At 69.0% G+C, this 13,714-nt stretch carries 12 protein-coding genes; 5 read left to right on the top strand and 7 right to left on the bottom strand.

Annotated features, from left to right (window positions below):
* Positions 1–170 precede the first annotated feature (170 nt).
* The 3 genes from AC1MEY_RS15785 (at position 171) to AC1MEY_RS15775 (ending at position 3,724) form a co-directional block, all read left to right on the top strand.
* Entirely contained in the window at positions 171–1,496 is a 1,326-nt protein-coding gene (locus tag AC1MEY_RS15785; protein ID WP_480226436.1) for a PhoH family protein, read from the top strand.
* Positions 1,497–1,594: 98 nt separating this feature from the next.
* A complete protein-coding gene (locus AC1MEY_RS15780) occupies positions 1,595–2,476 on the top strand; it encodes a polysaccharide deacetylase family protein (RefSeq protein WP_480226435.1) in 882 nt (293 codons plus the stop codon).
* Between the two features lie 6 nt (positions 2,477–2,482).
* Entirely contained in the window at positions 2,483–3,724 is a 1,242-nt protein-coding gene (locus AC1MEY_RS15775; protein ID WP_480226434.1) for a cation:proton antiporter domain-containing protein, read from the top strand.
* 65 nt (positions 3,725–3,789) lie between these two features.
* On the opposite strand, the gene AC1MEY_RS15770 is transcribed toward AC1MEY_RS15775, so the two are convergent.
* Both AC1MEY_RS15770 and glpX read right to left on the bottom strand, forming a co-directional pair.
* Positions 3,790–5,196 (bottom strand): class II fumarate hydratase, encoded by a 1,407-nt coding sequence (locus tag AC1MEY_RS15770; protein ID WP_480226433.1) that lies wholly within the window; start codon positions 5,194–5,196, stop codon positions 3,790–3,792.
* Between the two features lie 34 nt (positions 5,197–5,230).
* Complete coding sequence (glpX, locus tag AC1MEY_RS15765) at positions 5,231–6,313, bottom strand: class II fructose-bisphosphatase (RefSeq protein WP_480226432.1); 1,083 nt, start codon at positions 6,311–6,313, stop codon at positions 5,231–5,233.
* A 52-nt stretch (positions 6,314–6,365) separates the two neighbouring features.
* On the opposite strand from glpX, the gene AC1MEY_RS15760 reads away from it, so the two are divergent.
* Both AC1MEY_RS15760 and AC1MEY_RS15755 read left to right on the top strand, forming a co-directional pair.
* Entirely contained in the window at positions 6,366–7,019 is a 654-nt protein-coding gene (locus tag AC1MEY_RS15760) for a DUF4245 domain-containing protein (protein WP_480226431.1), read from the top strand.
* Positions 7,020–7,027: 8 nt separating this feature from the next.
* Positions 7,028–7,831 carry a dienelactone hydrolase family protein gene (locus AC1MEY_RS15755; RefSeq protein WP_480226430.1) on the top strand — a complete coding sequence of 268 codons (804 nt, stop codon included), beginning with the start codon at positions 7,028–7,030 and terminating at the stop codon, positions 7,829–7,831.
* Here AC1MEY_RS15755 and AC1MEY_RS15750 read toward each other — a convergent pair.
* From AC1MEY_RS15750 to AC1MEY_RS15730, 5 genes are all read right to left on the bottom strand, one after another.
* Positions 7,818–9,050 (bottom strand): AI-2E family transporter, encoded by a 1,233-nt coding sequence (locus AC1MEY_RS15750; protein ID WP_480226429.1) that lies wholly within the window; start codon positions 9,048–9,050, stop codon positions 7,818–7,820. The two genes, AC1MEY_RS15755 and AC1MEY_RS15750, sit on opposite strands and share 14 nt — an antisense overlap.
* Positions 9,051–9,060: 10 nt before the next feature.
* Complete coding sequence (locus AC1MEY_RS15745; protein ID WP_480226428.1) at positions 9,061–10,131, bottom strand: NAD-dependent epimerase/dehydratase family protein; 1,071 nt, start codon at positions 10,129–10,131, stop codon at positions 9,061–9,063.
* 128 nt (positions 10,132–10,259) lie between these two features.
* On the bottom strand, positions 10,260–11,159 hold the full coding sequence (locus tag AC1MEY_RS15740; RefSeq protein ID WP_480226427.1) for a formylglycine-generating enzyme family protein: 900 nt from the start codon (positions 11,157–11,159) through the stop codon (positions 10,260–10,262).
* A complete protein-coding gene (locus AC1MEY_RS15735; RefSeq protein ID WP_480226426.1) occupies positions 11,152–12,069 on the bottom strand; it encodes an HAD family hydrolase in 918 nt (305 codons plus the stop codon). Before AC1MEY_RS15735 ends, AC1MEY_RS15740 begins: the two co-directional genes overlap by 8 nt.
* Positions 12,069–13,613 (bottom strand): arylsulfatase, encoded by a 1,545-nt coding sequence (locus AC1MEY_RS15730; protein ID WP_480226425.1) that lies wholly within the window; start codon positions 13,611–13,613, stop codon positions 12,069–12,071. Before AC1MEY_RS15730 ends, AC1MEY_RS15735 begins: the two co-directional genes overlap by 1 nt.
* Between the last annotated feature and the right edge of the window lie 101 nt (positions 13,614–13,714).

The raw sequence follows: 13,714 nt of genomic DNA, 5'->3' as shown, positions 1-13,714 counted from the left end.
GAGAGCGGACCCCCCGGAGGCGGGAGTAGCGTCCAAGGGGATGGCTAGCGACATGCTCTGCTGTCCGGGCGGTACCCGTCGTTTCGACGAGAACGGGACCGGCCCCGGTCCTAGTACCGCGGTGTCCACCGACATGGACGTGCGGGGCTGCACGGTCCTAGGAGCGTCACATGACTGATTCTTCCGCTCGGGCCCAGGTTCGGACCTACGTGCTCGACACCTCGGTGCTGCTGTCCGATCCCTGGGCGTGCACTCGGTTCGCCGAGCACGAAGTCATCGTTCCACTGGTGGTCATCAGCGAGTTGGAGGCCAAACGCCACCATCACGAACTCGGCTGGTTCGCACGCCAGGCACTGCGGATGTTCGACGACCTGCGCATCAAGCACGGCCGGCTCGACCAACCGATTCCCGTTGGCACGCAAGGGGGAACGCTGCAGGTCGAGCTGAACCACAGCGACCCCACGGTGCTGCCGCTCGGCTTCCGCACCGACACCAACGACGCGCGCATCCTCACCTGTGCGGCCAACCTGGCCGCCGAGGGCAAGCACGTCACGCTGGTCAGTAAGGACATCCCGCTGCGCGTGCGGGCCGGTGCCGTCGGCCTGCCCGCCGACGAGTACCACGCCCAGGACGTCGTCACCTCCGGGTGGACGGGCATGTCCGAGGTGGACGCGACGCACGAGGACGTCGACACCCTGTTCGCCGAGGGGGAGATCGACCTCGAGGACGCCCGTAACCTGCCGTGCCACACCGGTGTTCGCCTGCTCAGCGGCAACTCGTCGGCGCTCGGCAGGGTCAACGCGGACAAGCGCGTGCAGTTGGTCCGAGGTGACCGCGAAGTGTTCGGCCTCCGGGGAAGGTCGGCCGAACAGAGGGTTGCGCTAGATCTGCTGCTCGACGAGTCCGTCGGCATCGTGTCGCTCGGCGGCAAGGCGGGCACCGGCAAGTCGGCGCTCGCGTTGTGCGCCGGCCTCGAGGCGGTGCTCGAACGCCGCACGCAGCGCAAGGTCGTCGTCTTCCGCCCGCTGTACGCCGTCGGTGGCCAGGACCTCGGCTACCTGCCCGGCAGCGAGAGCGAGAAGATGGGGCCGTGGGCGCAGGCCGTCTTCGACACGCTCGAGGGTCTGGCCAGCCCGGCGGTGCTCGAGGAGGTGCTGTCGCGCGGCATGCTGGAGGTGCTGCCGCTCACCCACATCCGCGGCCGGTCGCTGCACGACTCCTTCGTGATCGTCGACGAGGCTCAGTCGCTGGAGCGCAACGTGCTGCTGACGGTGCTGTCGCGGCTCGGATCCGGGTCGCGGGTGGTGCTCACCCACGACGTCGCGCAGCGGGACAACCTGCGCGTCGGCAGGCACGACGGCGTCGCGGCGGTCATCGAGAAGCTGAAGGGCCACCCGCTCTTCGCGCACATCACGCTGCTGCGCAGTGAGCGGTCGCCGATCGCGGCGCTCGTCACCGAGATGCTGGAGGAGATCACGCCGGACGCGCTGCCCTGACCGGTCCGGCCCGACGTCGAGAGAGCGCTCACGGTGCATGTCACCCGCACGTTCGCGCCGTGAGCGCTCTTTCAGCGAAGGCCGGTAGGCTGCCACCCGTGCGTACGCGGCCCGACACCTCTCCCTCGACGTACTGGCGGATGGTGACGGGGGTCTTCGCGGCCGTCCTGATCGTGATCGTGGGCGGTCTCACCGGTCACGTCCGGGTGGCGAAGGCCGACGCCGTCGACTGCCAGCAGGTCAAGTGCATCGCGCTGACGTTCGACGACGGGCCCAGCCCGTACACCGACCGCCTGCTGCAGGTACTCCGGGACGACAACGCGCACGCGACGTTCTTCCTGATCGGCAACAAGGTCGCCGCCAATCCGGCGGGTGCCAAGCGGATCGCCGACGCCGGCATGGAGATCGGCAGTCACACCTGGGAACACCCCAACATGACGACGATCCCGCCGGAGGACATCGCGGGCCAGTTCAGCCGGGCCAGCGACGCGATCCAGTCCGCGACCGGCCAGCGGCCGACGCTGGTGCGCACCGCGGGCGGACTCATCAACGACGCGGTGCTCGCCGAGGCGAAGAACCAGGGCCTGGCCGACGTCAACTGGGACGTCATCCCGTTCGACTGGGCCAACGACTCCAACACCGGTGCCACCCGGGCGCTGCTGATGAGCCAGATCCGGCCGAACGCGGTGGTGCTGTTCCACGACACGTACTCGTCGACGGTCGACCTCGTCTACCAGTTCCTTCCGGTGTTGCGGGCCAACGGCTATCACGTCGTGACCGTCAGCCAGATGCTCGGCCCGCTCGCGCCGGGCACGTCGCACGGCAGCCGCGACAACGGCCCGCCGGTCAACGACCTGCTCGACGTCGCCCCCGAGGTCATCCCCGCGCTGCCGGCCACCCCGTCGCCGGCGCCGATGCCCAACCTGCCGATCATCGACATCCCGAACCAGAACTCCGGCGGCCCCACCAACGGCGCCTGACGCACCGTGGGCGCCGAGACCGCGTTCGTCCTGACGCTGCTCGTCCTCTGCTATGCGGTCGTGTCCGGACTGGTCGCACGGTGGTACTTCGCGCCGGCACTCGTCTTCGTCCTCGTCGGAATGGCGTTGGGGCCGTTCGGCCTCGACCTGATCAAGGGCGGCTCGGACGCGTCGGGCTTCACGGTCCTCGCGCAACTCGCGCTGACGGTGATCCTGTTCAATCAGGCCGTCCAACTCGATCTCGCGGCGGTGGTGCACCGGCGTGAGGTGACGTTCCGGCTGCTCGTCATCGGCATCCCGCTAGCGTTGGGTCTCGGCACGCTGACCGCCCTGCTGATCCTCCCGGTCATGCCGGTGTGGGAGGCGGCGTGTCTGGCGGCGATCGTCGCTCCGACCGAGGTGGCGCTGATCCACTCGTTGCTCGGCGACCGCCGCGTGCCCGAGCGCATTCGGCATGCCCTGTCGACCGAGAGCGGCTTCTACGACGGCTTCGCCCTGGCCGCGCTGCTGGCCGCGCTGGCGCTCGCGTCGGACCGCAACGACCCCGACCCGACGCGGTGGGGCTACTTCCTGCTCCGCACCGAATTGCTCTCGGTCGTGGTCGGTTTGGGTATCGGGCTGATCGGCGGCTGGGTGATCTCGCGGTCGCGGGCGCGCGGCTGGATGAGCGGCACCTGGGCGCAACTGGCGACGCTCGCGATCGCGCTGCTGTGCTTCCAGATCGGGGAGTACCTGCACGGCAGCGGTTTCGTCGCCGCGTTCGCCGGTGGGCTCGCCTTCGCGTTCGCGGCCCGGCGGGTCGGACAGATGCCGGACGTGCACGTGTCGGAGGCCGCCGGGCAACTGCTGGAACTCGGGGTGTTCGCGCTGTTCGGCGCCTACGCGGTGATCGTCGGGTGGCGCGACGCCGACTGGCGGGTGATCGTCTTCGCCCTCGTGGTGCTGCTCGGCGTGCGGCTGGTGGCGGTGTCGGCGTCGCTGATCCGGACCGACCTGACCGCCCGGCAACGGCTGTTCGTCGGATGGTTCGGCCCGCGCGGCATCGGCACGCTGGTGCTCGGCCTGATCATGGTGGAGCGCGGCGAGATCGAGCAGGCGTCACTCATCACGCAGGTGGTCGCCGTGACGGTGACGCTGAGCCTGGTGATCCACGGCGCCAGCGCCTGGCCGGGGATCCGGTGGCTGGGTGCCGCGCCGACGGACGACCTCACCACCCCCGGCGAGCAGACGCGAACTCCCCTGAAATAGCGCGAAACAGGGGAGTTGACGACTGCTCGCGGGGAAAGATCACCCGCACGCAGCGCGGGGAGTGGCTAGTCGCCGTCCTTGACCTTGGCCATCGCCAGCACGTCGAGGCGCTTGTCCAGCTCGTCCTCGGACAGCTTGTCGCCGATCAGGCCGCGGTCGATGACAGTCTGCCGAATCGTCTTGCGCTCCTTGAGGGCCTCCTTGGCCACCTTGGCGGCCTCCTCGTAGCCGATGGCGGAGTTCAGCGGCGTCACGATCGACGGCGAGGACTCGGCCAGCTCGCGCAGCCGCTGGTCGTTGGCGATCAGCCCGTCGATGCACTTGCTCGCGAAGAGCCGGGAGACGTTGGCCAGCAGCGTGAACGACTCGAGGACGTTGCGCGCCATCATCGGGATGTAGACGTTGAGTTCGAACGCACCCGACAGGCCGCCGACCGCGACGGCCGCGTCGTTGCCGATCACCTGCGCGGCGACCTGCGTGACCGCCTCCGGCAGAACGGGATTGACCTTGCCCGGCATGATGGAGCTGCCGGGCTGGAGGTCGGGCAGCTGCAGTTCGCCGAGGCCGGTCAGCGGACCGGAGCCCATCCAGCGCACGTCGTTGGCGATCTTGGTCAGCGACACCGCGATGGTCTTGAGCGCACCGGACGCCTCGACGAGCCCGTCGCGGGCCGCCTGCGCCTCGAACGAGTCCTTGGCCGTGCGCAGTTCGGCGATGCCGGTCTGGTCGACGAGCACGTCGACGACCTTGGCGCCGAAGCCGTCCGGCGCGTTGAGTCCGGTGCCGACGGCGGTGCCGCCGATCGCGAGTTCGCCCAGTCGCGGCAGCGTGGCCTTCACCCGCTCGATGCCGGCCTCGACCTGGCGGGCGTACCCGCCGAACTCCTGACCGAGCGTCACCGGCACCGCGTCCATCAGATGCGTGCGGCCGGACTTCACCGTGGTGCGCCACTGGCGCGCCTTGCCCGCGAGCGATTCGTGCAGCAGCTCGAGCGCCGGGATCAGGTGCCGCACTGCGGCTTCCGTCGCGGCGATGTGCGTGGCGGTGGGGAAGGTGTCGTTGGAACTCTGCGACATGTTGACGTGGTCGTTCGGATGCACCGTCACGCCGTTGGCCTCCGCGATCGACGCGATGACCTCGTTGGCGTTCATGTTGGAGCTGGTGCCCGAGCCGGTCTGGAAGACGTCGATGGGGAACTGGTCGTCGTGCTTGCCGTCGGCGATCTCCGCGGCGGCGGCGATGATGGCGTCGGCCTTCTCCGCGTCCAGCAGGCCGAGGTCCTTGTTGACCTGGGCGCAGGCGCCCTTGAGCAGTCCGAGCGCCCGGATCTGGGTGCGCTCCAGCGGACGGAACGAGATCGGGAAGTTCTCCACGGCGCGCTGGGTCTGCGCGCGCCACAACGCGTTCTTGGGCACCCGGACCTCGCCCATGGTGTCGTGCTCGATGCGGTATTCGACTTCGTTGTCGGGCATTAGCTCCCTGTTCTTCGTGTCAGAGGGTGATGGATTAGGGCAGGGGGTAGGCGGCGCTGGTGTCGCCGGTGAAGTCGACCGCCGAGTACTCGTTGAGCTTCGCGAGCCGGTGGTAGGCCTCGATCATGCGGACCGTGCCGGACTTCGAGCGCATGACGATCGACTGGGTGGTGCAGCCGCCGCCGCTGTACCGCACGCCCTGCAGCAGGTCGCCGTCGGTGACGCCGGTGGCCGAGAAGAAGACGTTCTCACCGGAGACGAGGTCCTCGGTGTGCAGGATCCGGTCCAGGTCGTGGCCGGCGTCGAGGGCCTTCTGTCGCTCGTCGTCGTCGGTCGGGGCCAGGACGGCCTGGATCGCGCCGCCCATGCAGCGGATGGCCGCGGCGGTGATGATGCCCTCGGGGGTGCCACCGATGCCGGCGAGCATGTCGGTGCCCGAGTTGGGCCGGCACGCCGAGATGGCGCCCGCGACGTCGCCGTCGGAGATCAGCCGGATGCGGGCGCCCGCGTCGCGGACGTCGGCGATCAGCTGCGCGTGGCGCGGCCGGTCGAGCACGCAGACGGTCAGGTCGGCGACGCTGGAGTTCTTCACCTTGGCGACCTTGCGGATGTTCTCGCCGATCGGTGCGGAGATGTCGATGACGTCGACCGCGTCGGGTCCGACGGCGATCTTGTTCATGTAGAACACCGCCGACGGGTCGAACATGGCGCCGCGCTCGGCGACCGCGAGCACCGAGATGGCGTTGGGCATGCCCTTGCTCATCAGGGTGGTGCCGTCGACCGGGTCGACGGCGAAGTCGCAGTCGGGTCCGTCGCCGTTGCCGACCTCTTCGCCGTTGTAGAGCATCGGGGCGTTGTCCTTCTCGCCCTCGCCGATCACCACGACGCCGCGCATCGACACCGAGTTCACCAGCTCGCGCATGGCGTCGACGGCCGCGCCGTCGCCGCCCTCCTTATCGCCGCGCCCCACCCAGCGACCCGCCGCCATGGCGCCCGCCTCGGTCACCCGGACCAGTTCCAGGGCGAGGTTGCGGTCGGGGGCTTCCCGCCTCGATTTCGCCGTTGAGCTGCCTGCACCCCGTGCATCGGACGACGAACCGCTTGCGGAAGAAGTCATGTCCGGATTCTTTCATTAGCGGTCTGGTCCGTGGGAGCGGGATACTGGATTGGTGACCGTCCCGCCGACCAGCCCGCCCGCGCCGCCACCCGGACCGAAGCCGGCCAAGTCGCGCCTCCTGCAGGACGGCCGGGACATGTTCTGGTCGATGGCGCCGCTGGTGGTGGTCTGCATCGTGCTGGCGGGCGTTCTCGGCATGTGCTCGTTCGCGCCGAACGGGCCCGGTGAGGGCACCCCGCCGCCCTACGACGCGCCCGCCGCGCTGCAGGCCGACGCCGACGCGCTCAAGATTCCGATCCGGTTGCCGGCGCTGCCCGACGGGTGGCGCGCCAACTCCGGTGGCCGTAGCAGCATCGAGGGTGGCCGCGACAACCCCGACGGGTCGCCGGCCCGGGCGGTGACCTCCCGCGTCGGCTACCTTGCACCCACCGGCATGTTCGTCAGCCTCACCCAGACCGACGCCGACGAGGAGAAGCTCGTCCAGTCGATCGACACCAGCCTGGTGCCGACGGGCACTCAGGACGTCGCCGGCGTCAGGTGGATCGTGTACGAGGGCGGCGAGGACGTCCGGCCCGTCTGGACCACCCGGTTGACCGGGCCGACGGGAGTGGCGCAACTTGCGATAACGGGCGCCGCGGGTACGGACGAGTACCGTACGCTTGCGCAGGCCACGCAGACGCAGAAGCCGCTGCCCGTCCTCCGCTAGGAGCCCCCATGACGTCACTGGAAGCCGACCTCTCGGGCTGGACGGCCACCCCGTTCACCGGCGCGGGCCTGACCTACGACGTCTACCGCAAGGGCCAGGGTCCCGGCGTCGTGCTGATCCCGGAGATGCCCGGCCTGCACCCCGGTGTCCTCGCGCTCGGAAATCACCTGGTGGACAACGGCTTCACCGTGGCGGCGCCGTCGCTGTTCGGCACGCCCGGCAGGTCGGCGCTGAGCCCGGCGACGCTGACGACCCTGGCGAAGGGCTGCATCGCCAAGGAGTTCGCGGCGTTCGCCACCAATGCCGACCGCCCCATCGCCCACTACCTGCGTGCGCTGGCGCGCGACCTCAACTCCTCGACGCCGGGCAAGGGCGTCGGCGTCATCGGCCAGTGCTTCACCGGCGGGTTCGCGCTCGCGGCGGCGGTCGACGACAGCGTGCTCGCGCCGGTGATGAGCCAGCCGTCGCTGCCGCTGCCGCTAACCCCGCGTCAGCGCCGCGACCCCGGCCTGTCCGAGGGTGAGCTCAAGATCATCGAACGGCGCGCCGTAGAAGAGGGCCTGTGCGCCATGGGATTGCGCTTCAGTGAGGACGCGATGTCGCCGGGCGACCGGTTCACCACGCTCAAGGCTCGACTGGGCGACGCGTTCGAGGTCATCGAGATAAACTCGAAGAAGGGCAATCCCGACGGCATCGGGCGGATGGCGCACTCGGTGCTCACCGACCAGGTGCGCGAGGTCGACGGCAATCCGGCCTACGAGGCCCGTAAGCGCGTCGTCGCGTTCCTGACCGAACGGCTCAGCCCGAGCTAGCCTCGTCGTCGCCTCGGGTCGCGGTGATCTTCTCCTGCTTGGCCTTCAGTCGTTCCCGCGAGCCGTCGGTACCCAGCCGGGCGTGGCCCCACGCCACCAGGCGGTCGAACCGGCTCGGCTCGTCCTTCTTCTCGTCGTCCTCGCCGGGATCCATCAGCGGGACGCCCCGGAACACGGCGAGGTACACGCTGATGGTCGTGACGATGACGATCATCAGCACCGGGCCGATGATGATGCCGAGGAAGCCGAACATCGTGATCCCCGCGAACACCGCGAGCAGCATCAGCGCGGAGTCCAGCCGGGCCTGTCGGGGGACGAGGATCGGGCGCAGCACGTTGTCGATGTTCGTGACGACGACGATGTGCCAGACGATCACGAACACACCGCCCCACACGTTGCCGAACAGCATCATCCCGATGCCGAACGGGATGCTGATGATGCCGCCGCCGAGGGGGATCACCGACATGGCGGTCAGCAGGATGGCGAAGATGAAGAAGCCCTGGTGGAAACCGGCGACGTAGATCGACACCGCGCCGGCCAGCCCCTGGGCCAGGGCGATGACGAACTGGCCGAACACCGCGCCGCGCACCATGGCGCCCATCTTCTCGAGGTAGAGGTCGGTGACGTCCTCGCCGAGCGGGTTGAGCTTGCGGATGAGCAGCTGCACGCGGTCGCGGTTGGACAGCAGTGAGACGAAGACGTAGATGAACAGCACGGCGGCGGTGAGCCCGCTGGCCAGACCTCCGACCGCGCCCGACAGCACGCCGAGGGCCCACTCGCCGGCGCTCTGGGCGACGGTCGCCATGCGCTCCTGCAGCATCTCGGGGGTGACGGTGACGTCGCGGACGAACGGGATCTTGTCGAGCGCCTCGTTGACGATCCGCAGCGCGCGGTCACCCAGCGAACTGAGGTCGGTTCGGGACACCCACTCCGAGACGCCCTGCACCATCACGCTGATCTGCGCGACCGCGAGCAGGATCAGCAGCGCCAGCGGGATGATCACCGCGAACAGCGCCGACAGCACCGTGAGCGTCACCGACAGGCCCTTGCCGAAGCGCCGCCCGAACCAGGTGAAGAGCGGGTTGAACAGGTACGTCGAGACGGCCGCCACCACGATGACCATGAAGTAGCTGCGCAGGAAGTAGCCGGCGAAGACGATCGCGATGACCGTCGCGACCGCCAGCGCGCGCTTCTGCGTCCGGGTGAACTCGGTCTGCATGGCCGGGCGGCTACGCGACGGGACGGTCGGGGCCGGGATCGCCCCACTTCGCGCGGATGGCACCCCACGGGTCCGCGTACTGGCCGGGGTGGTCGCGGTAGGCGGACTGACGGCGCAGGAAGAACCCGGCCACGGGCGAGACGAGGCGCAGCGGGTAGCGCTTCCAGCCGGCCTTGTCAGCCGTCTCCTGGAGGATGTCGGGGAAGGTGACGCTCTGGAACTTCAGGACTTCCTGCGCGCGCGTGGTGTCCATCCAGTCGGTGGCGAACCAGTCCTCGTCGCTGTCGGGGTTGCCGCGCCGCCCGAGCGGCATGGCGCCGACGAGGCCCAGTGCTGCGGCCGTCGCCGGGCCGACGTCGCCCTGGGTGAGCCGGTGCGTGGCGTCGTCGCCACCGATCAGCAGGATCTCGCCGACGCAGTCGGCGGTGGTGGCCGCCGTGAACGCCGTGGCGACGTCGCGCACGTCGACGGTCTGGATGCGGCCGTCGACGGGCAGAGCGCTCTCGAAGAACAGGAACTCGGGCTTGATGTCGAAGCTGATGTCGGTGGTGAGCACTCCGCCCAGTCGCAGCACCACCCAGTCGAGGCTGGACGACCGGACCAGTTCCTCGGCCTCGGCCTTATGGGTGCCGTACAGGTCGGTCGGGCGCATCGGGACGTCCGCGGACAGGAGGCCGGTGAGGTGGTGGGGATTTCGCGCGCCGTAGACCGCGACGCTCGAGGCCTGGACGAAGCGCGGGGGCGCGGGCTGCGCCGCGGCCGCCCGCACCAGGTGGCCGGTGGCGTCGACGCTGACCTTGCGGGCCAGCGCGGCGCGGGCGTAGCAGAACGGCGCGATGATCGCGGCGAGGTGGATGATCGCGGCCGGTGCGACCGCCCCGATCAGGCCGTCGACCTCGCCCGCGTCGGTCAGGTCGGCCCACCGGACCTCGACGCCGGCCGGCAACTGCGCGGCGGCCTTCCGGTTCTCCTCGACGTCGAGATCGGTGGCCACCACCCTGCGACCGTCGGCCGCGAGCCGTCGCACCGTCGCCGAGCCCACCAGCCCGAAGGCACCCGTCACCAATACCGCGTCAGACACGAGCCTCCTTCGATCGCGCCGTCCGGTCGGCAACGATTGCGGTGTAAAAGGTCGCACGCCGGCGCGGGAAGCGCAACGTTCTTCGCGGATCTGCTGAGCGGTCGACCAGCGGAGGTCTCGTCACGCCGTCATTCACGGATGCAGCGGAAGCCGATGTGGCTCATGCCGGTGTCGACCATCTGCGGCCGCCGCGCGGCGGGCCGGTAGCGCAGGCAGTAGCTGTCTGCGCACAGGAACGATCCACCCTTGACGACGCGGCGACCGATCGCGAACTGCGGCTGGTGAGGATCGTAACTGTCCGCGGCACAACAGGATCCGGTGCTGCGATCGTCGGACCACCAGTCGGCCGTCCACTCCCAGACGTTGCCTGCCATGTCGAACAGGCCGTAGCCGTTGGGGGCGAAGCTGCCGACGGGCTGAGTGGTGCCGTAACCGGTGTCGGGGAGGTAGGGGAACTCGCCGTGCCAATAGTTGGCCAGCCGCTGGCCGGGGCTTTCGGGTGCGTCGCCCCACGTATAGGTCGTCGCGGCGAGACCGCCGCGCGCAGCCACCTCCCACTGCGCCTCGGTGGGCAGTGTCAGGCCGGCCCAGGACGCGTACGCCGCGGCGTCCTCGAACGCCACGTGCACGACGGGATGGTGGTCGCGGCCGGGAAGCCCGGACTTCGGACCGCGCGGGTGGTTCCAGCACGCGCCGGGCGTCCACGACCACCACTGGTCGAGATGGCGCAGGTCGACGGGTCCGGCGGTGCGGCGGAACACCATCGACCCGGGTTGCAGGTTCTCGGGCGGGGCATCGGGGAAGTCGGCGGGGTCGATGGGGCGCTCGGCGACGGTGACGTAATTGGTGGCGTCGACGAACGCCGCGAACTCGGCGTTGGTCACCTGGTGGCGCGCCATCGAGAAGGCGTCGACGGTCACCTCGCGGGCCGGTTGCTCCTCGGGGTGGCGCTCGTCGTCGGAACCCAGCAGTGCGGTCTGCGCGGGGATCTGGACGAAGTCGTCGCTCGGGCGCTCGGACTCAGGCAAAGACGGTCGTCCAGTCATCGCGCATGCTGACCACGGTCCACCCGTACTTCGCAGCGTGCTCGAGCGCACGTTCCGCCCCTGCGGTGTAGGCGAACTCGCGCTCGGCGTCATCGTGCAGGACCAGCAGGCGCAGCGACGGACTGCCCGGCCGGCCCGAGTACGTCAGCATCTCGTCGTCGCCGTTGGAGTTGCCCGCCGAGAGGATGGGGCGCCTCCCCACGCGGTTCCAGATGCGTACGGGCTTCTCCGGACCGTCGTCCCAGACGTCGAGTGCGGGCTGGATCAGGAGTTCCCCGTGGCCGTCGGCGCCCTCGAACTTCAGCCCCTGGGAACTGCCGACGACGCGTTCGGGCGGAATCCCGTAGATCGTCGAGGTGATGGGGCGCATGAAGTCGCGGCCGCCGCCGGAGACGATGTAGCACGTGAAGCCGTGGGCCTCCAGATACCGCAGTAGCTCGACCATCGGGGCGTAGGTGCACTGCTGATACGGCCGGTCCAGGGTGGGGTGCCGGGCGTCGGCGTAGAACGCCGAGACCAGCGCTGCGTGTTCGTCGACGGTCATCGACTCGTGCAGGGACATCACGGCTTTCGCCAGCAGGCCGAGTTCGGCGTCGTCGCCCTGGTAGTGCTTGGTGATCGCGTCGCCGAACCATGCCAGGTCGCCGTCCACGGCCGCCCGGTAGGGCTGCTGCGCCGCCAAATCCGGATCGCCGCCGGCCTTCTCGGCCAGTCTGCGGACCAGGAAGTCGAGCTGGATGTAGGCGGGCTTCTCACACCACAGCGTGCCGTCGTTGTCGAACACCGCGACGCGCGCCTCCGGTTCGACGAAGTCGGGTCCATCGGCGGTGACGCGAGCCACGAAGTCGACGATCGCCGACTTCGTGACGCCATCGTTCCAGGTGTCCAGCATCAGCCGCCGCGAGTGGCGAGGAACTTCTCGAGTTCCTCGACGGCGTGGTTGATGGTGAACGACGCCGGTTCCTGGCGGGGCGGGAACTCCTTGAACGTCTGCAGGAACTGCGTGGCGATGGCGGAGCCGTACAACACCAGGTAGATGCGGTCGATCACCCAGTCCCAGTACGTGTTCGACGTGATGTCGGCCCGCTCGTACGGGTCGGTGCGGAGGTTGAACAGCTTCGGCGCCCGCAATTTGGTGAACGGTTCGAACCAGATCTCCAGCGTGCCCTGGGCGCGCTGCTCCTGGAACACGACCTTCCAGTTCTCGGCGCGGATGCCGAGCACGTCGCAGTCGTCGGAGAAGTAGATCATCCCGCGCCGAGGGCTCTTGTCGACCTCCCCGGTGAGGTAGGGCACCAGGTTGAAGCCGTCGATGTGCACCTTGTACGTCATGTCGCCGGCCTCGTGCCCGGCCTTGAGCTTCTCGACGATGTCGGGATCGCCCGCCGCGGCGAGGAACGTCGGCAGCCAGTCGTGGTGCTGCACGATCTCGTTCGACACCGAGCGCGGCGCGATCTTGCCGGGCCAGCGGATCAGTTCCGGGATGCGGAACGCGCCCTCCCAGTTGGTGGCCTTCTCGCTGCGGAAGGGAGTGGTCGCGCCATCGGGCCAGCTGTTGGCGTGCGGGCCGTTGTCCGTCGAGTAGATGACGATGGTGTCCTCGGCGATGCCGAGTTCGTCCACCAGGTCGAGGAGCGTGCCGACGTTGCGGTCGTGGTCGATCATCGTGTCGTGGTACGGGGACTGCCAGCGGCCGGCCTGACCGAGACTTTCCGGCTTGGTGTGCGTCCGGAAGTGCATGTGCGTCATGTTCATCCACACGAAGAACGGCGTACCCGCCTCGTGCTGGCGGGTGATGAAGTCGACGCACGCGCCGGTCGTCTCGTCGTCGATGGTCTCCATGCGCAGCTTGGTCAGCGGACCGGTGTCCTCGATGCGCTGCTTGCCCACCGGACCGTAGCGCTCGTCGACCTCGTCGGATTCCTCGTCGGTGGCCCAGGAGTGGATCACCCCGCGTGGCAGCAGGCGCGCACGCATGATCGGTGCCTCCTCCGCCGTGGGGTAGTCGGCGTTCTCCGGCTCCTCCTCGGCATTGAGGTGATAGAGGTTGCCGAAGAACTCGTCGAAGCCGTGCGCCGTGGGCAGGTACTTGTTGAGGTCGCCGAGGTGGTTCTTGCCGAACTGACCGGTGGCGTAGCCCATCGGCTTCAGGAGTTCGGCGATCGTCGGGTCCTCCTTCTGCAACCCGATGTCGACGCCCGGCATCCCGACCTTGCTCATGCCCGTGCGGTAGACGCTCTGCCCGGTGATGAAGGACGACCGGCCGGCGGTGCAGCTCTGCTCGCCGTAGGAGTCGGTGAAGAGCATGCCCTCGTCGGCGATGCGATCGATGTTGGGCGTGAAGTAGCCCATCATGCCGCGGCTGTAGCAGCTCAGGTTCGAGATGCCGATGTCATCGCCCCAGATGACGAGGATGTTGGGTTGTCCGTTGGGCATAACCAGGCTCCTTGCCGTGGGGGTGCGTCGATCGTAGGTCCGGCACGGCGTCCGATGTGTCCTTTCGTCGCCGAACGGCGGGCGAAATCCCGTCGACGAGC

This window comes from Mycobacterium sp. PTI7, assembly GCF_056679845.1.
The sequence above is the reverse complement of the archived record's forward strand: the minus strand, read 5'-3'. Positions and strand labels throughout refer to the sequence as shown.